At 66.3% G+C, this 17,323-nt stretch carries 16 protein-coding genes and 2 pseudogenes; 9 read left to right on the top strand and 9 right to left on the bottom strand.

Annotation, left to right across the window (positions count from 1 at the left end):
- Positions 1-7 precede the first annotated feature (7 nt).
- The 6 genes and pseudogenes from KP001_RS00615 (at position 8) to KP001_RS00595 (ending at position 4,518) form a co-directional block, all read left to right on the top strand.
- The gene (locus KP001_RS00615; RefSeq protein ID WP_217287672.1) at positions 8-463 is read left to right on the top strand and encodes a FixH family protein; all 456 of its coding nucleotides are present in this window, start codon (positions 8-10) and stop codon (positions 461-463) included.
- A complete protein-coding gene (locus KP001_RS00610; RefSeq protein ID WP_239027860.1) occupies positions 460-2,880 on the top strand; it encodes a heavy metal translocating P-type ATPase in 2,421 nt (806 codons plus the stop codon). Before KP001_RS00615 ends, KP001_RS00610 begins: the two co-directional genes overlap by 4 nt.
- Positions 2,873-2,949: pseudogene (locus KP001_RS21830) on the top strand (cbb3-type cytochrome oxidase assembly protein CcoS); the annotation flags it as partial. The gene KP001_RS00610 and the pseudogene KP001_RS21830, both read left to right, overlap by 8 nt.
- Complete coding sequence (locus KP001_RS00605; protein ID WP_239027859.1) at positions 2,944-3,078, top strand: cbb3-type cytochrome oxidase assembly protein; 135 nt, start codon at positions 2,944-2,946, stop codon at positions 3,076-3,078. The pseudogene KP001_RS21830 and the gene KP001_RS00605, both read left to right, overlap by 6 nt.
- Before the next feature lie 131 nt (positions 3,079-3,209).
- Positions 3,210-3,884: a sulfite exporter TauE/SafE family protein gene (locus tag KP001_RS00600; protein ID WP_217287671.1), complete on the top strand. Its 675-nt coding sequence runs from the start codon at positions 3,210-3,212 to the stop codon at positions 3,882-3,884.
- Between the two features lie 52 nt (positions 3,885-3,936).
- Complete coding sequence (locus KP001_RS00595) at positions 3,937-4,518, top strand: cob(I)yrinic acid a,c-diamide adenosyltransferase (protein WP_217287670.1); 582 nt, start codon at positions 3,937-3,939, stop codon at positions 4,516-4,518.
- Here KP001_RS00595 and KP001_RS00590 read toward each other — a convergent pair.
- Positions 4,512-5,480, bottom strand: a complete 969-nt coding sequence (locus KP001_RS00590) for a diguanylate cyclase (RefSeq protein ID WP_217287669.1) — start codon at positions 5,478-5,480, stop codon at positions 4,512-4,514. The two genes, KP001_RS00595 and KP001_RS00590, sit on opposite strands and share 7 nt — an antisense overlap.
- Positions 5,477-9,148, bottom strand: a complete 3,672-nt coding sequence (locus KP001_RS00585; protein WP_217287668.1) for a PAS domain S-box protein — start codon at positions 9,146-9,148, stop codon at positions 5,477-5,479. Before KP001_RS00585 ends, KP001_RS00590 begins: the two co-directional genes overlap by 4 nt.
- 219 nt (positions 9,149-9,367) lie before the next feature.
- On the opposite strand from KP001_RS00585, the pseudogene KP001_RS22325 reads away from it, so the two are divergent.
- From KP001_RS22325 to KP001_RS00575, 3 genes and pseudogenes are all read left to right on the top strand, one after another.
- Positions 9,368-10,267: pseudogene (locus KP001_RS22325) on the top strand ((Fe-S)-binding protein); the annotation flags it as partial.
- Positions 10,215-10,742, top strand: a complete 528-nt coding sequence (locus tag KP001_RS22285; protein ID WP_367620616.1) for a 4Fe-4S binding protein — start codon at positions 10,215-10,217, stop codon at positions 10,740-10,742. The pseudogene KP001_RS22325 and the gene KP001_RS22285, both read left to right, overlap by 53 nt.
- A 46-nt stretch (positions 10,743-10,788) precedes the next feature.
- Complete coding sequence (locus tag KP001_RS00575) at positions 10,789-11,214, top strand: FKBP-type peptidyl-prolyl cis-trans isomerase (protein WP_217287667.1); 426 nt, start codon at positions 10,789-10,791, stop codon at positions 11,212-11,214.
- A gap of 21 nt (positions 11,215-11,235) precedes the next feature.
- On the opposite strand, the gene KP001_RS00570 is transcribed toward KP001_RS00575, so the two are convergent.
- Genes KP001_RS00570 through recD2 form a run of 7 tightly spaced genes read right to left on the bottom strand, consistent with a single transcriptional unit; the run spans position 11,236 to position 17,312 of the window.
- Positions 11,236-11,853: a LysE family translocator gene (locus tag KP001_RS00570; protein ID WP_217287666.1), complete on the bottom strand. Its 618-nt coding sequence runs from the start codon at positions 11,851-11,853 to the stop codon at positions 11,236-11,238.
- Positions 11,854-11,859: 6 nt separating this feature from the next.
- Positions 11,860-12,189, bottom strand: coding sequence for a type II toxin-antitoxin system HicB family antitoxin (locus KP001_RS00565; RefSeq protein WP_217287665.1), 330 nt, complete (start codon positions 12,187-12,189; stop codon positions 11,860-11,862).
- Entirely contained in the window at positions 12,170-12,433 is a 264-nt protein-coding gene (locus KP001_RS00560) for a toxin HicA (RefSeq protein WP_217287664.1), read from the bottom strand. The genes KP001_RS00565 and KP001_RS00560 overlap by 20 nt, the downstream gene beginning before the upstream one ends.
- A 47-nt stretch (positions 12,434-12,480) precedes the next feature.
- Positions 12,481-13,815 (bottom strand): MFS transporter, encoded by a 1,335-nt coding sequence (locus KP001_RS00555; protein ID WP_217287663.1) that lies wholly within the window; start codon positions 13,813-13,815, stop codon positions 12,481-12,483.
- A gap of 3 nt (positions 13,816-13,818) precedes the next feature.
- Positions 13,819-14,358, bottom strand: coding sequence for a surface-adhesin E family protein (locus KP001_RS00550; RefSeq protein WP_217287662.1), 540 nt, complete (start codon positions 14,356-14,358; stop codon positions 13,819-13,821).
- Between the two features lie 34 nt (positions 14,359-14,392).
- Complete coding sequence (locus tag KP001_RS00545; protein WP_217287661.1) at positions 14,393-15,094, bottom strand: aspartate/glutamate racemase family protein; 702 nt, start codon at positions 15,092-15,094, stop codon at positions 14,393-14,395.
- A gap of 25 nt (positions 15,095-15,119) precedes the next feature.
- Positions 15,120-17,312, bottom strand: a complete 2,193-nt coding sequence (gene recD2, locus KP001_RS00540) for an SF1B family DNA helicase RecD2 (protein WP_217287660.1) — start codon at positions 17,310-17,312, stop codon at positions 15,120-15,122.
- Positions 17,313-17,323 lie beyond the last annotated feature (11 nt).

The raw sequence follows: 17,323 nt of genomic DNA, 5'->3' as shown, positions 1-17,323 counted from the left end.
AGGAACCATGCAAAAAAGAATCACCTTATCTTCCTGCCGGTGGCAGCTCGCCATCCTGATGCTGCTGGCAATCTTTCTCCTCGGGATGGGCACCAGCATGTTCATCTCGTTTGAAAAGGGGAGCCGGGTCACCGACGCGGACTACTACCAAAACGGGCTCAACTACGCCAAGACCAGGAGCGGCGCGTACAATCCCGGTCTCGACTGGGTCATGTCAGCTTCGCTTGCCGGCAGCGACCTGCAGGTCCGGGTCCACAACCAGCAGGGAGCTCCGGTCGCCGGCGGCACCCTGCTGTTCCAGACCAGGAGCGGCAACGAGAAAGAGGTACTGACCCTGGCGGAATCAGAGCCGGGCGTCTTCGTCGCCCCCTGGCCCGCGTCCGGGCAGGGTGAGGTGCGCGGCGAGCTTCTCTTCACCAAGGGGGAGGCAATCGCCTCCCAGAAAGTGGTGTTCTTCAATTGAGAGCCCCCCTCGCGCCCTGTTTCCATTGCGGCGGCGACATTGCGCCGGGGATGCTGGTCGAGGAGCGCACCACGGACTCGGTGCTCTCCTTTTGCTGCCACGGCTGCCACGGCGCATACCTCCTCATCAGCGGTTCCGGCCTCGCCGACTACTACCGCCGGCGCGACTGGCAGGAAACGGGGCTCATCCCCCAGGCCTTCAAGGGGGAGTACCGCGACGCCTACCTGTCCCGCTTCGTCTACACCTCGGCCGAGGGAAGCGCCATCGACATCATCATCGACGGCATCCGCTGCGCCTCCTGCGTCTGGCTCAACGAAAGGATCATCGGTGCCATCCCGGGGGTCACGGAGGCCCGCGTCAACTACGCCACCGGGCGGGCCCGGGTCCGCTTCGACCCGGAACGGATCACCCCCGCCGCCATCTTCAACCGCATCGACCAGATCGGCTACGTGCCGCGCCCCTACACCGAGGACGCCGCAAGGGAGTCAGGGCAACGGGTGCAGAAGGACCTCCTGGTCCGCTTCGGCACCGCCTTCTTCCTCACCATGCAGCTCATGGCCTACGCCTTCGCCCTCTACGCCGGCTACTTCCAGGGGATCGAGCCGCAGATGAAGGCGTACCTGCAGCTCTTCTCGCTCCTCGTCACGACGCCGGTGGTCTTCTACTGCGGCTGGCCCTTTCTCTCCGGGGCCTGGCGCGGCCTCGGCAACGGCGCCCCCAACATGGAGCTTCTGATCGCCATCGGCACCCTCTCCTCCTACGGCTACAGCGTCTACGCGACCTTCTCCGGGGGCGAGGTCTACTACGAGACCGCCGCCATGATCGTCACCCTGATCCTCGCCGGAAGGCTCCTGGAAAACGGCGCCAAGAGGCGGGCCTCCAGCGGGATCGGGAGGCTCTTGGAGCTCTGCTCGGGGCAGGCGCAGCGTTTCGCGGGGGAACACCTGGAGAGCGTGGAGCCCTCGGAGCTCGTCCCGGGAGACCTGATCCTGGTGGCCCCGGGGGAGCGCTTCCCGGTGGACGGGACCGTCGTCGAGGGAAGTAGCGACGTCGACGAATCGGCTGCGACCGGCGAGCCGCTGCCGCAGGTGAGGAAAAGGGGGGACCAGGTGATCGCCGGGAGCTCCAACCTGACCGGCGCCCTGCGGGTGCGCTGCCTCAGGAAGGCCGGGGACAGCTTCATCGCCCGCGTGGCGCAGCTGGTGGAGGAGGCCCAGAGCCGGCGCGCGCCTATCCAGGCCATGGCCGACCGGGTCAGCGCCTATTTCGTCCCGGCCGTGCTCACCCTCGCCGTGGCGACCTTTTGCTGGCACTACAGCCAGGGAAGATCGCTCGGAGCGAGCCTCATGGTGGCGCTCGCGGTGCTGGTGATCGCCTGTCCCTGCGCTCTGGGGCTCGCCACGCCGACGGCGATCCTCGCCGGGACCGGGGCCGCCGCGGCCCTTGGGGTGATCTTCAAGGGGGGGGACGTGCTGGAGCGGTTGAGCCGCGTCAGCATCGCGGTCTTCGACAAGACCGGCACCCTCACCCGGGGGGCTCCGATGCTGGTCGATATCCAGGCGTCGCCGGGACTGAAACCGCGCCAGGTGCTGGCACTGTCCGCCGCGGTCGAATGCGGCTCGCTGCACCCCATCGCGAAGGCGGTGCGCGACTACGCCCTCCGGCACGACATCGAGTATCCCGCCGGGACCGAGCTGGTGACGCTGGCCGGCGCGGGGGTGACGGGGCGGGTCGCGGGCGAGACGGTGGCCCTCGGGAGCGTTCCGTTCCTGGAGCGCCTCGGGGTGACGGGGATCCCGCGCGAGCTGGAATCGCCGGAGGGGGGGATGCTGGTGGGAGTGGCGCACAAGGGACGTTACAGCGGCACCCTCACCTTCAAGGACCGGATGCGCGACGACGCGCCCGGCGTGGTCTCCTACTTCAGACGCAAGGGGCTCGACACCCTGCTTTTAAGCGGCGACCGCCAGGAGTGCACCGACAAGGTGGCCAAAAGCGCCGGGGTGGCCAGGGGGGTCGGGTCGCTGTCGCCGGCGGAGAAGACCAGGGAGATAGAGAAGCTCAAGCAGCGGGGCGCGACGGTGCTCATGGTGGGGGACGGCATCAACGACGCGCCGGCGCTCTCCGCCGCCGACGTCGGCTGCGCCGTCGCCGGGGGAACCGACATCGCGCTGGAGACCTCCGACCTGGTGCTCGCCAAGCCCGACCTCGAGCGCCTTTCGCTGGCGCACCGGATAGCGCGGCGCACCATGGCGGTGGTCCGCCAGAACCTCGTCTGGGCCTTTCTCTACAACCTGATAGGCATCCCGCTCGCCATGACCGGCCGCCTCACCCCGGTCTACGCCGCGGCCGCCATGGCCCTCAGCTCCGTCTGCGTGGTCGGCAACTCGTTGAGACTCATGAGGACTCCGGATGAATAACTCGCTTTTCGCATTGATAGGACTCTCCTTCTTCCTGGGCTGCGGCTGCTGGCTCTTCTTCCTGTGGGGGTGCAGAAGGGGGAGTTCACCGACCTGGAGCGCCCCAAGCACAGGATGCTGGACGACGACGAGAACCCGCTCCCCCGTCGCGCCGGGCCTCCCCCCTCCCCGTCCCCCCCCCCGACGCGCATGAACTGACCCAGTCTCACCCCCTTCCCAAAGATCCGGAGACGCGGACGGGGGCAAGGGCGGTGCCGCACCGATAACGGGCAACGGGGACAGGCACCTGCGAAGCCACTCCCCTGCAGCCACTCCCCAAGGAGACCGCTATGATACAGATCTGGTTGGCGTTCGTGGCCGGCCTCGCCGGCAGCTTCCACTGCATCGGGATGTGCGGCGGCATCGTCGCCGCCATCTCCCTGAAAGACAAGGAAGGGGCGCTCGGGGCGAGGCTCAAGTCCCAGCTCTTCTACAACACTGGCCGCATCGCCACCTACACGCTTTTGGGGGCGCTGGCCGGGCTGATCGGCTCGTCGCTCAACCTCATGGCCATGAAGATGGTGTTCCGCTGGTTCATGGTGGGGGCGAACCTCATGGTGATCATGGTGGGGCTCTCCTCGGCGCTCGGTTTGAGCGTCCTCAACCTCTCCACCCTGGAGGGAAGCGGCGCGCGCTTTCTCGCCGCGCCGGTGAGGCGGGCCCTCGCCGCCCCCTCCCCCCTGGCCTCGCTGCCGCTCGGCCTGGTGCTCGGCCTGCTCCCCTGCGGCCTGGTCTACGCGCCGCTCCTCATCGCCGCCGGGACCGGGAGCCCCGCAACCGGCGCGGCCACCATGGCCGCCATGGGCCTGGGGACGGTCCCGGTCATGCTCGGTTTCGGGACCGCGTCGAGCGCCATCTCCGGCGCCCTCAGAAACGCCATGCTGCGCACCGCCGGCATCGCCATCGCCCTCATGGGGGTGGCGGGGTTGTGGCGCGTTCTCGGGAAGATGGCGGCGCACCATTGATCCTCCCCGCCGTCGCGGGACTGTTGATAAGGAAACGAGGGGAGGCCGCATCATGAATAAAGAGGGAAGCCCGCCGGTGCGGATACACAGGCTGGAACCGAAGCTGAAAAAGGGACTGACCGTGGTCATCACCGGTCACGGCAAGGGGAAGACCACCTCGGCGCTGGGGATGGCGCTGCGCGCCTGCGGGCACGGCATGAAGGTCTGCATCATCCAGTTCATGAAGGGGGACCTGTACGCGGGGGAGTGGGACGGGGTGAAGCTTCTGGGCGACCAGGTGGAACTGCACACCACCGGCAAGGGGTTCTGCGGCATCCTGGGCAACCCCTACCCGAGGAGCGAGCACCGGGCCAACGCGCAGGACGCCGTGCGGCTCTCCCTGGAGAAGATCGGCTCGGGCGCCTTCGACATGGTGATCCTCGACGAGATCAACAACGCCCTGCAACTGCAGCTGATCGACCTGGAACAGCTCCTCGAGATCCTGGCGCGCAAGCCGCCGCTCATGCATCTCGTGCTCACCGGGCGGGACGCGCACCCGCTGGTGGTGGAACTGGCCGACACCGTGAGCGAGGTGGTCGAGGTGAAGCACGCCTACCGCAAGGAGATCGAGCCGCAGCCGGGGGTCGACTACTGATCCTCCCAGACGGTGACCCGGTTTCTCCCCCCCTCCTTGGAGCGGTACAGCGCGTTGTCGGCTGAGGTTATGAACCACTCCACGCCCCGCTCCCGCGTCACGAGCCCCCCCGTCACGCCGAGGCTCATGGTCACCACCCCGGACGGGGACTGGGCGTGCGGCAGGGCCTGGCCGAAAAGCTCGAGCCGCAGCCGCTCCGCCAGGTGCCCCGCCAGCTCGCCGCTGGTGTCGGGGAGGATGGCGGCGAACTCCTCGCCGCCGTAGCGCGCCACCACCTCGCCGGCACGCTTGAAGCTCTTCTTCAAAAGCTCCCCCACCAGCTGCAGGCATTTGTCACCGGCGAAATGGCCGTAGAGGTCGTTGAACCTCTTGAAGTGGTCGATGTCGCACATGATGAGGGAGAGGTTGCGGCCGTTGCGCGCGGCCCGCTGGATCTCACAGCGCAGCGCCTCGTCGAAGTGGCGCCGGTTGGCGATCCCGGTAAGCCCATCCTCCCGCACCAGCACCTCCAGCTCCCGGTTCTTGTGCGCCAGTTGCGCGCTCAACTGCTCCAGCAGGTCCCCCCGGTGCTTCAGCTCCAGGTGGTTGCGCACCCGCGCCCGGACGATGCAGGGGCGGATCGGCTTGGTGAGGTAGTCGATGGCGCCGAGCTCCAGCCCCCGTGTCTCGTCCTCATCGTTGTCCATCGCCGTCACGAACACCACCGGGATGCGCGCCGTCTCCGGCTCCTGTTTCAGCACCCGGCATACCTCGTAGCCGTCCATGTCCGGCATCATCACGTCCAGGAGCACCAGGTCAGGCATCTGCTCCCGCGCCATGCGCAGGCCGTCGGTGCCGCTTTTGGCGAACAGGATGTCGTATTCGGCCTTGAGGATCTGGTACAGCACCTCGATGTTGGCCGCGGTGTCGTCCACGATGAGGATCTTGGGTCTTGCCCCTTGTTCGCTGCGGTCTGGGTTCATGCGTTCTCCAGTTCCTGAATGATTTCCTGCAATACCGCGCCGGCATCGGCGAAATCAAGCCCCTGCAGCGTGAGGTCCAGGCGCTCCACGATGTCGCCCGCCAGCAGGGAACGCATCTCCTCCCATACCGGGAGCGCGTTCATGTTCTGGCTCTCGAGCAGGCTGGCGAGAATCCCGGCCAGGGCCACCGCGCGGGGGGGATCCTCGCAGCTGAGCCCGGCCGCCGTCCCCGGTTCCGCGCCGCCGCGCCCGGTCCACCCCTGCCGCAGCACCCGGATGGAACCGAGCACCTCGGCGAGCTTCTCCGCGAAGCGCTCCAGGGTCTCATGCACCACCATGGCGTCGTCTCCCCGCAGGGCGATCTCCAGTGAAGCCGCGGCGCTCCCGAGCCAGATGGCCCCCACGTTACCCGCGCTTCCCTTCACCGTGTGGATCATCTGACGTGCCGCCTTGAGGTCGCCCTTTCCGGCCGCAGCGGCGATCCGCTGCACGAGCCCCTCGTTTTCCTTCAGGAAAGTGAGCAGCAGCTTTTTGAGGAGCCTGTTCTCCTGGAGCACGGACTTCGCCCGCTTCAGGTCGAGCCCCGGCAGGTGGTCGGGAAGCGGCACGTCCTCCCCCTCCCCCGCCGGTTCGGGGGGCGCCCCGGCGGCACCGTGGAGCGGACCGACCCAGCGGCTCAGGGTGGCGAAGAGCCCGGGGACGTTGATCGGCTTGTCCACCTGGTCGTTCATGCCGGCCTCCCGGCAGAGGATCCGCTCGCCGGGGAGCGCGCTGGCGGTCATGGCGATGATGGGGAGCCGCTCCAGGGCGGGGTCGAGCCGCATGCGCCGGGTCGCCTCCAGGCCGTCCATCACCGGCATGTGCACGTCCATGAGCACGGCATGGTACCGGGCCCCGTCGGCGTGCACCATGGAGAGCGCCTCCGCGCCGTCCCGAGCGACGTCGACCCTCACACCGCCGCGCTCGAGGATGAAGCGGGCCACCTCCTGGTTCATCGTGTTGTCCTCCACGAGGAGCACGCGCACCCCCGCGAGCCCCTCCGGGGGGGAATCGTGCGCCGGGAGCTCCGGAGGTGCCGCCTGCCCCGGCTCCAGCCGTCCGAAGCGCGCCACGAAGCTGAAGGTGCTGCCGCGCCCCGGCTCGCTCTCCACCCAGATCCGCCCCCCCATGAGCTGCACCAGTTCCTGGCAGATGGCGAGCCCCAGCCCGGTCCCGCCGTACCTGCGGGTGGTGGAGGTGTCGGCCTGGGTGAAGGGCTTGAACACCCCTTCCCGCTGCTTCGCCCCCATTCCTATGCCGGTGTCGGTGACGGAAAAGCGCAGGGTGGCGCATCCCTCCTCGAGTGCCAGCAGCGCCACGTCCACCTCGACCTTCCCCTTTTCGGTGAACTTGATGGCGTTGCCGGTCAGGTTGAGCAGCACCTGCCCCAGCCGGAGGGGGTCCCCGACCAAAAGCTCCGGAATGTCGCCGGCTTTATTGACGACGAACTCGACCTCCTTGTCCCGCAGGATGGCGCTCACCACGTCCCGCAGGTCGGAGAGCACCTTCTCCACCCGGAACGGGATCTGCTCCACCTGCATTTTCCCGGCCTCTATCTTGGAGAAATCGAGGATGTCGTTGATCACCCGGAGCAGCACCCCCGAGGCGCTCTGCGCCTTGTCCAGGTATTCCTTCTGCTGTTCGGTGAGCTCCGTCTGCCGCAAGAGGTAGAGCATCCCCAGGGCCGCGTTCATCGGGGTGCGGATCTCGTGGCTCATGTTGGCGAGAAACTCGCTCTTGGCCCGCGTCGCCGCCTCGGCGGCCTCGGTCGCGCGGAGCAGTTCCTCCTCGGCCCGCTTCCGCTCGGTGATGTCGAAGAAGGTGACCACCCCCCCCACCAGTTCCCCGTTGCTCAGCTGCGGATAGGACCAGTACTCGACGGCGAAGCTGGTCCCGTCCGCGCGCCAGAAGATCTGGTCGTCGTTGTGCACCCCCTGCTCCCCGCGCAGCACACGGTAGAGCGGACATTGCTGCACCGGGTTGGGAGAGCCGTCGACGGCGGTGTGATGGATGAGCAGGTGCATGTTCTTGCCCAGCAGCTCCTCCGTTCCGGCATAGCCGAGGAGGGTGGCGCAGGCGCGGTTGGCGAAGGTGCAGTTTCCGAGGAGGTCCATCCCGAAGATCGCCTCCGCCGTCGATTCCAGCAGGAGCCGGATCCGCTCGTCGCTTCTGATCAGCGCCTCCTCGGCCCGCTTTCTCTCGGTGATGTCCTCCTTGACCGCCACAAGGTTCTTGATGGTCCCGCTGTCGTCCTTGACCGGGGAGATCGAGGCGCTCTCCCAGTACAGGTCGCCGTTTTTACGCTTGTTGCGCATCTCGCCGCGCCACACCCGCCCGGAAAGGACCGTCTGCCACATCTCCGCGTAGAACGCCCGCCGGTGCCATCCCGATTTGACCAGCCTCGGAGTCCCCCCCAGCGCCTCCTCCGCGCTGTAGCCGGTCACCTTGGTGAAATGGGGATTCACGTACTCTATGGTGCCGTTGCGGTCGGTGACCATGACCGTCACCGGCGCCTGGTCGATGGCGAGGCGCAGTTCGCGCGCCGATTCCTTTTGCCGGCGCAGCTCCAGGATCATGCGGTTGAAGGCGCGGGCCAGCGTGCCGATCTCGTCGCCGGTCCGTATCGCCACCGGCTCCAGCTCCTGGTCCCCGTCGCTGATCCCCTCCACGTGGCGGATGAAGGTCGAAAGGGGTGCCGTCAGCCGCCTCATGAACAAGAGGCAGACCAGCACGCTCCCCGCCAGCGCCGCCACCAGCCCGGCCGCCAGCAGCACCTTGGCCTCCCGCACCGGCGCGTAGGCCTCGGTGAGCGGGAAGGTCGAGGCGAGGATCCACCCCGTGCTCTTGAGGCGCTTGAAGGCGGCCACCGCAGGCAACCCGCGCGAGGTGACCGTCTCGCCGGCCCCCTCGAAACCGGCCAGGGCACGGTCCAGCAGGGGATTTCCCCCCGGCGGGAGATCGTGCTTCAGGATGCGTTGCTGGTCCGGGTGGGCGATGATGATGCGCCGCGTGTTGAACAGGTAGAGGTAGCCGTTCTCCCCTATCCGGGCGTGGGAGAGCTTGCCCAGGTAGTTGTCCTTGTACAGGTCGATCATGCCGCCGATCATCCCGAGGATGTCGCCCCGCCCGTCCAGCACCGGGACCACGAAGGCGACCGTTGGGTGACCGTGGGCCTGGGTTGAGATGAAAGGGTCGGAAATGACGGGCTTCTTGTCGCGGGCCGCCTCCCGGTAATAGTCGCGGAAGGAGTAATCCCTGCCGATCAGCTGCTTTTCCGGGGGATTGACCGCGAGGAGCTTTCCCGTGGCGTCGAAGATGAAGATGTCGCTGTCGAAGAGCGCCAGTGCCTCGGGGCGCTGTTCCAGGAAGCGCTGGGCCAGCAGGGGGCTGGTGAAGAGCCGGTGCGGGATGCTGTCGGCGAGGGCCACGAGCTGGAGCTGGGTCTGACGCATCTTGCTGTCGATCTCCCCGGCCATGGAGCTGACCATGGAGAACTGCTGCTCCGACACGGTATCCTGGTACTGCTTTTCGAGGAACCACGCCGCGCACAGCGTCATCAACGAGAGCACCAGCGCCACCAAAAGGGACACCATGAGGCTCATCTTCGTTGTCAGGGTCAATTTCTTCATCGTCAGGGAGGGCTCCTCGACCACCACGGGGACGGAAACGCATCGGTCGCTCTATTCTTTTTCGGCGCAGCGGGGGGGATCTTTAATTAGCGGCATCAGGATAAACGAAACGGCGAGGGCCGGATCTCCCGGATGCGGGCGGCTCCAAGCGGTGGTTGCCTGCCCTTGGCGGACTGCTATACTGGCACATTGTCTTTTTCCTAATAAAAGGGGCCTCACATGCCGGGCGAGCGACCAAACGACGGCTACCACCGCCTGATGCGGCGGGTGAACAAGTTCCCGCAAGGGGCGCCGGAGTCGGAGCTCCTGCTCAGGATCCTTTCCATCCTGTGCAGCGAGCGGGAGGCGGCGCTCATGAGCCAGCTGCCGCTGCGCCCCTTTTCTGCGGCGAGGGCGGCAAGGATCTGGAAGGTCGCCACCAACGACGCGCGCATCCTGCTCGAACAGCTCGCCTCGCGTTCGCTGCTCCTCGACATCGAGCGCGGCGGCAGGACGATCTACATCCTCCCTCCACCGATGGCCGGATTCTTCGAGTTCTCGCTGATGCGGCGGCGTCCGGACCTGGACCAGAAGGAGCTGGCCCGGCTCTTTTTCCACTACATAAACGTCGAGGACGCCTTCATCCGCGACCTCTTTGCCGGCGGCGAGACCTCGCTTGGGCGGGTGCTGGTGAACGAGGAGGCGGTCCCCGACGAGAAGGCCTGCCTGGTGCTCGATTACGAGCGGGCGAGCGAGGTGATCAAGAGCGCGAGCGACATCGCGGTGGGGCTTTGCTACTGCCGGCACAAGATGGCCCAGCTGGACCGGGGCTGCGGGGCGCCGCTGGACATCTGCATGACCCTGAACCTCGCGGCGCAATCGCTGCTGCGACGCGGCGTGGCGCGCCGGGTGGACAGCGTCGAGGGGCTCGATCTGCTGCAAAAAGCGCGCGACCTGAACCTTGTGCAGTGCGCGGACAACGTTCAGAAGCGTGTCAACTTCATCTGCAACTGCTGCCGCTGCTGCTGCGAAGGGCTCATCGCCACCCGCAGGCTGGCCATCTCCAACGCCATGTACAGCACCAACTTTGTCCAGACCACGGCCAGCCACCGCTGCACGGGCTGCGGCACGTGCGCCGCCATCTGCCCGGTGGACGCCATCACGATGGACACCGACGAGGGGCCGTCCCCCCTCCCTGACCCTCCCCCTCCGGGGGCGGGGATGTCCGACCTACAGCTCCTCCCCCGGAAGGGGAGGTCGGGAGGGGGGCGGACGCAAGGCGCGGGCCGCCACAGATTTCTGCCTGGGGTGCGGGATCTGCGCGCGGGTCTGTCCCGCCGGGGCCGTGCGCCTGGAACCCCGCGCGAGGCGCATCCTGACGCCGGTGAACACGGCCCATCGCCTGGTGCTCATGGCGATCGAGCGCGGCAAGCTGCAAAACCTCATCTTCGACAACCAGGCCTACCTGAGCCACCGCGCCATGGCGGCGATACTCGGGGCCATACTCAGGATGCCCCCCGTCAAGAGGCTCATGGCCAGCGAACAGCTGAAGTCCCGCTACCTGGGGCGCCTGCTGGAGAACGTGGAGGTGGACCGCTTCTCGGGGTGCGACTGAAGGACGGCTGGCGGCAGGTGAGAGAGAGCGTCAACGGAGGTGGCACATGCCAACGGTAAAGTACGGCAGTACGGTGCAGGTCCATTACACGGCGCTGCGCAAGAACGGGGCGGTGGTCGAATCGACGGCGGGAGGAGACCCGTTGCGGGTCACGGTGGGGTTGGGCAGGGTGATGCGGGGGCTGGAGGAGGCGCTGGAGGGGATGTCGGCGGGAGAATCGAAGCGGGTCACCGTGCCGCCGGACAAGGCCTACGGGCGCAGGGACCCCTCCGCCGTGTCCCGCTTCTCCCGCGAGTCCGCCCCCATCGGCGGGAGCGCGACCGAGATGCAGCAGGAGGTGGTGGACCAGGGGACCACGGATGAGTTCAGCTTCGTCAGCACCGACAAGGGGGTCAGCCTGGACCGCAACCCGCAACTGGCGGGTGAAGAGATCGTGCTGCAGATCGACGTGGTGGAAATAGAGCACACCTGAGGGGGGACTCGCGCCCTCCTCCTACCCTACCCCCAACAGCTTGAGCCCCTCCCGGAACAAGAGCAGCGCGAAAAAAGTCAAAAGCGCGCCGAGGATCCGCATGATCCAGAGGTAAACGGTGCTCCCCATGAAGGCCCGCGATCTCCCCACCGCGACGGCGAGGATGATCTTGGCGCCGATGAGGCAGAGGTAGAAGCTCCCGATGAAGGCGACAAAGGCGGCGGGACCGGCCTTGAGCGCCCGGCTCAAAAGGGGCGCCCCCACGGTGATCCAGAACAGGTAGGGGTGCGGGCTGAGGAAGTTGGTGAGCACGCCTTTGCGCAGCGACTTCGGGGGCTCCTTGGGGAGTTCCAGCTCGACCGGCCGTGCCCGCAGGGAGTGGTAGCCGGTGTAGAGGATGAAGAGGCCGCCCGCCAGCGACAGGGCCCCGAGGATGCCGTGATACCCCGAGAGGTTCATCAACAGAAGCAGGGTGGCGGCGATGATGGGGAAATCGGTGATGATGGGGGAGAGCGCCACCCGCACCCCGGAGCGGGTGCCGTGGGTGAGCGTCTCGGAGATGACCAGCATCAGAAGCGGCCCCGGCGAGAACCCCGCCGAGCATCCAAGGACAAAACCTGCGGTAAGAAAATCTATCATGGTTCCTTAATGACTGAGCTTGGCGCTGGCCAGCCGGTTCAGGCTCACCCCCGCTTCTGCGGCCTGAATCGCCAGTTGCCGGTGCACCTCGGGAGGGACGCGCACCACGAATCTCCCGCTGAAGTTTCTGGCCGCGATAGGTTCGGGAACGGCCTCTCCGGCGCCGCTCATGTCGACGATGATGTCGCCGACGAGTTCACGTATGCCTTTGAGTGCCGCTTCGGGGCTCTTATCAAGCCAGCTCAAGCTTGGGAACTCGGCGCACAGTCCCACGAATTCTTCATCGTCCTCCGACCACGTGATTCTGTAAGTATATTTATCGGTCAGTTCTGCCACGTTCCACCTCCAACCGCTCAATCGCCTTCAGCACCTGCTTCACCTGGTACGCCTTCGCGTACCCGTTGGAATTCTGGATGTTCACCCGCGGGTCGCCGGTCCACGGGGTCTTGTAGACCTGGTGGCTCCCCCCTCTCCTGCGGGGTTCCCCGAAGTAGTGCTCGCAGACTCTGCAAAGCTCCGCGAAACGCACGGCTTCGGGCGCGCGTCGAAGCCTTTCGATGATGTCCACTACGCTGGCCATATGTATAGTACCAATATTGACACTACGAGGTCAAGTTGCGCGGCAGGTCACTCCTTCTCCTTGGGCAGTTGCGGCTGCTCCGCCGCGGTTTCCATCCCCTGGGCGACCTCTTTCACGATTCCCATCCGCGCGTAGATGGGGCGGACCATCTGCCTGATGCGGGGGAGGTTCCTGGCAAAGACAAACGCTCCGGCAAGGCAGCAGCAGGCCCCGATGACCAGGGTTACCCGCGGGCCGACGACCTTGGTCATGGCACCGGCTCCGAGGCTGCCGAAGGGGGCCATACCCATGAAGGCCATGGTGAAGAAACTCATCACCCTCCCCCGCTTGTCCTCCTCCAGGATGGTCTGCAGGATGGTGTTGCAGGACGCCACCAGGGTCATGGCGCCAAACCCCGCCACGACCAGGGCGGCGAGGGAAAGCGCCATGCTGCTCGAGATGGCGAAGACGGCGACCCCGACGGAGAACAGGCAGGTGGAGAGGACTATCACCTTGCCGAGGCCCAAAACGGTGCCGCGGGAGGCAAGGTAGATGGTGCCGACCAGGGCGCCGCATCCGGCGGCGGTCATCAGAAAGCCGAAGGTGTGGGCGCCGCCGTGCAGGATATCCTTGGCGAAAACGGGGACCAGCACGGTGTACGGCATTCCGGTAAGGCTCATCAGCGCGACCAGCAACAGGATGCTGCGGATCGGCCCGAAGCCGAAGGCGTAGATGAAACCTTCCTTGAGCTCATGGTAGATGCGGCGCCGGGGCTTTTCCCTCCCCGGGCGGGGCTCGATGCGCATGGCGGCCAGGGCGAGAAGGACGGCCAGATAGCTGGCGCTGTTCAAGAGAAAGCAGATCCCTTCCCCGACCGTGGCGACCAGCAGACCGGCGACGGTCGGGCCGATCAGGCGGGCGGCATTGACCATGGATGAGTTGAGGGCGATGGCGTTGCCGAGATCTTCACGCTCGGTCACCATCTCGACCACGAAGGACTGGCGGACCGGTATGTCGAAGGCGTTCACCACCCCCAAAACCAGGCTGAGCAGCACGATGTGCCAGACCTGGACCACCCCCAGCATCACCGACGCAGCCAGAAGCGCCGCCTGGACCATGGCCAGCGCCTGGGTCAGCATCAAAAGCCGGCGCCGGTTGCAGCGGTCCGCGAAGACCCCCGCCACCGGCGCGAAGATGAAGGTGGGGACCTGGCTGGTGAAGCCGACCACCCCCAGGAGCACCGCGGAGTCGGTCATCCGGTACACGAGCCAGCTCATGGCGACCTGCTGCATCCAGGTACCGACCAGCGAGACGCTCTGCCCCGCCACGAAAAGGCGGTAATTGCGGGAGCGCAGCGCCCGAAGCAGCACCTTTGCGCGGGATATGCCGGTGAGGGGGCTCATGGCTTACAAGGGGGTGCCTTCCTGGGGGGGCGACTCTCCCGGCACTGCGCCGGAATTGTCCTGCTCGTCCCCGTCATCCTCCAGGGTGCAGACTATGGCGGCGACGGTCTCGCCGAAGCTGCCGGGGACGATGTCGCTCCACCGCTCGTCGTTGCCGTAGGAGCTGACCGGACTCCCCTTGGCGTCGTAGTAGTTCACCGAGGAGACGTTCATGGTCGCGTCGTTGCAGTTGATATTCCACTTTTCCTTGCTGTAATAGCTCCCTTTCAGCGCACCCGACAGCCCCTTGCGCCCCTCGTCGGTATAGAGAAAGGCGACCCACGCCGAGCGGATGTTGCTGTCGGCGTCGACGATCTGCGCGGACCCCTTGACGCCGTAGGCGCACATGCTGTCGTTGCAGTCGAGCTTCAGCAGCGAGGCGTCCGCATCCCACTTCTCCTGCAGCGATCGCGAGTTCGGCGCCTCCTTGGCCGCCTTTTTCTTCTCCCCGGCGAACGAGGTCGACGCGATGAGAACCAGCGCCAGGATCATCAATATCTTCATACTTCCCCCTATGCTTAATTCAGCCCTGCTCCTTTTACCACGTCCTCCCTTCCCTGCAATACCTCACCACGCTTTCGACATGGATCGCCGTGGTATTGAGAAAGGTCGTGTCGAAGTCGCCGTCCTTTAGTATCAGCGGCAGCTCGGTGCAGCCAAGGATGATCGCCTCCACCTTTTCCTGCAGCACCAGACGCCCGATTATGTCGATCAGCCCTTTTCTCGTGTCGTCCTTGATGATCCCCAGTTCGATCTCCGTCATCAGCTTGTCGTGAATGTAGCGCTGGTCGCCGGCAGAGGGGACCGCGACAGTGATCCCCGCCGCCGCGAAGGGAGGAGCGAAGAAGTTCTCTTCCATGGTGAACTTCGTCCCCAACAGGCCGACCCTCTTAACCCCCAGCTCCTTCGCCCGGTCGCAGGTGGCGGTAACGATGCTGATGAGCGGGATGGGGGACTTCTGCTGAATCTCGTCGAAGACGACGTGCGGCGTGTTCGCGGTGATGATGGCGAAGTCGGCGCCGGCCTTGTGCAGCGCCCTCACCTTCTGCACCAGGAGGTAGACCAGGTGGTTCCACTCGCGTCCGGCGGCCAGGTCCATCACCTCCTGCAGGCTCACGCTGTAGATCACCATCTCCGGCGCGGCCAGGCTACCCGGCACACGGAACGCCCCGATGATGCACTGGTAATAGTCGACGGTGGACTCCGGGCCGAGCCCGCCAATCATGCCGATGGTCTTCATCGCTTCCTCCTCTTGAACGTTCGCCTTATTCAGCGGGGGCGCTGCAGATCCTGCGCGCCAGGTCGGTCATCCTGCGCTGCGACTTGCTGGTACGCACCGCCATGGCGAGCGCCTTGGGCTCGCCGATCACCACCACGAGCTTCTTACCCCGGGTCACGGCGGTGTAGATCAGGTTGCGCTCCAGCATGGTGTAGTGCTGCATGGACAGGGGGATCACCACGGCGGTGTATTCGGAACCCTGGCTCTTGTGGATGCTGGTGGCGTAGGCGAGGCTCACCTCGTCCAGTTCGCCGAACTGGTATTCCACCAGCCGCTCGTCGAAATCGACGCTGAGCGTCCCCTCCTCCTGGCGCACCTCGACGATCCGGCCGATGTCGCCGTTGAAGACTTCCTTCTCGTAGTTGTTCACGGTCTGGATCACCTTGTCCCCCGGCGCGAAACCGGTGCCGAAGCGGGTCACGCGGGGTTCCGCCTTGCCGTTTAGCACCCCCTGCAGTTCCGCGTTCAACGAACCGGTGCCGAGCCCGCCGCGGTTCATGGGGGTGAGCACCTGGATGTCGCGCACGGGATCGAAACCGAAACGCTTGGGGATCCGCTCCGTGATCACCTGGAGCAGCTTGCCGTGGATGTCGTCGGCGGTGGCGGCGGGGATGAAGTAGAAGTCGGCCAGTTCCTTCCCCTCGTCCCGCAGGGGGAGCTCGCCCCGGTTGATGCGGTGGGCGTTGACGATGATCCTGGAGCCCGCGGCCTGCCGGAAGATCTCCGTGAGGCGCACGGTGGCGACGGCGCCGGAATCGATGATGTCGGCGAGGACGCTGCCGGGGCCGACCGAGGGGAGCTGGTCCACGTCGCCCACGATGATGAGTCCCGCATGGTCCGGGACGGCCGGGAGGAGTTTGTTCATCAGCACCACGTCGACCATGGAGGCCTCGTCCATCACCAGGAGGTCGGTGGGAAGCGGGTTGTCGCGGTCGCGCTTGAAGCCGAAGCTCTGCGGGTCGAACTCCAGCAGGCGATGGATGGTCTTCGCCTCTATCCCGGTCGATTCGGTGAGCCGCTTGGCCGCCCTTCCGGTCGGGGCGCACAGGGTCACCTTGAGGTGCCTCGAGCGGATGATGGCCAGGATGCTGTTCACCAGCGTGGTCTTGCCCACCCCGGGGCCACCGGTCACCACGACCACCTTGCTCTTCAGCGCAAGCCGGATGGCGTCGCGCTGCGACGGGGAAAGGGTGATGCCGTTGTGGCTTTCCACCCAGGGGATGGCCTCTTCCGCGACGATGCCGCCCCAGGGGGGGGTGCCCCCGGAGAGGCGCGACAGGGCGGCGGCGACCCCGACCTCGGCACGATGCAGCGGTGCCAAAAAGACGCAGGGGCGCCCGGCGATCGGCTCGGCCACGAGGTTCTGCTCCGTGATCTCCGCGTCGATGGCGGCTTCGATGACGGCAAGGGGGATGTCGAGAAGGGAGGCGGCGCTCTGCGCCAGGTCGGCCCGGGCGGCCGCGCAGTGCCCGCTCGCGGAGAGTTCCTGCAGCACGTGCCGGACGCCTGCCTGCGCCCGGATCATGGAGTCCCGCGCGATGCCGAGGTTGGCGGCGAGGGCGTCGGCGGTCTTGAAGCCGATGCCGTGGATGTCGAGGGCGAGCCGGTACGGGTTCTCGGTCACCTTGAAGATGGCCTCGTTGCCGTAGCTCTTGTAGATGCGCACGGCGCGCGCGGTACCGAGGCCGTTGGACTGCAGGAAGACCATGATCTCGCGGATCGCCTTCTGCTCCACCCAGGCGCCCGCCACCGACTCCATCCGCTTGCGGCCGATTCCCGGCAGTTCCAAAAGCCGCTCCGGGCGGTGCTCGATGACGTCGAAGACCTCCTCGCGGAAGGCCTGCACCAGCACCTTGGCGAAGTGGTGGCCGATGCCGTGCACCATGCCGGAGCCGAGGTATTTCTCGATCCCCTCAAGCGTCGTGGGGGGCACCACCTTCAGGTGCTCCGCCTTGAACTGCATCCCGTGGGTCCGGTCGTTGTGCCAGGAACCGGTGCACTCCAGGAACTCTCCCGGCGTCACCGACGCGGCGCTCCCGGTCACCGTCACCAGGTCGCGGTGCCCGGAAACCTTCACCCGCAGCACGCAAAAGCCCGTCTCCTCGCTGTGGAAGGTGACCCTTTCCAGGGAGCCGGAAATTCTTTCGACGGGATGCTCAGCTGGTGATCGTTCTTTCATCGGGGCTCCCG

Source organism: Geomonas subterranea, assembly GCF_019063845.1.
GTDB lineage: Bacteria > Desulfobacterota > Desulfuromonadia > Geobacterales > Geobacteraceae > Geomonas > Geomonas subterranea.
The sequence above is the reverse complement of the archived record's forward strand: the minus strand, read 5'-3'. Positions and strand labels throughout refer to the sequence as shown.

Coding starts and splice junctions, on each gene's coding strand:
- KP001_RS00615 (WP_217287672.1), top strand. CDS start 8: ATGCAAAAAAGAATCACCTTATCTTCCTGCCGGTGGCAGCTCGCCATC.
- KP001_RS00600 (WP_217287671.1), top strand. CDS start 3,210: ATGATACAGATCTGGTTGGCGTTCGTGGCCGGCCTCGCCGGCAGCTTC.
- KP001_RS00595 (WP_217287670.1), top strand. CDS start 3,937: ATGAATAAAGAGGGAAGCCCGCCGGTGCGGATACACAGGCTGGAACCG.
- KP001_RS00590 (WP_217287669.1), bottom strand. CDS start 5,480: ATGAACCCAGACCGCAGCGAACAAGGGGCAAGACCCAAGATCCTCATC.
- KP001_RS00585 (WP_217287668.1), bottom strand. CDS start 9,148: ATGAAGAAATTGACCCTGACAACGAAGATGAGCCTCATGGTGTCCCTT.
- KP001_RS00575 (WP_217287667.1), top strand. CDS start 10,789: ATGCCAACGGTAAAGTACGGCAGTACGGTGCAGGTCCATTACACGGCG.
- KP001_RS00570 (WP_217287666.1), bottom strand. CDS start 11,853: ATGATAGATTTTCTTACCGCAGGTTTTGTCCTTGGATGCTCGGCGGGG.
- KP001_RS00560 (WP_217287664.1), bottom strand. CDS start 12,433: ATGGCCAGCGTAGTGGACATCATCGAAAGGCTTCGACGCGCGCCCGAA.
- KP001_RS00555 (WP_217287663.1), bottom strand. CDS start 13,815: ATGAGCCCCCTCACCGGCATATCCCGCGCAAAGGTGCTGCTTCGGGCG.
- KP001_RS00550 (WP_217287662.1), bottom strand. CDS start 14,358: ATGAAGATATTGATGATCCTGGCGCTGGTTCTCATCGCGTCGACCTCG.
- KP001_RS00545 (WP_217287661.1), bottom strand. CDS start 15,094: ATGAAGACCATCGGCATGATTGGCGGGCTCGGCCCGGAGTCCACCGTC.
- recD2 (WP_217287660.1), bottom strand. CDS start 17,312: ATGAAAGAACGATCACCAGCTGAGCATCCCGTCGAAAGAATTTCCGGC.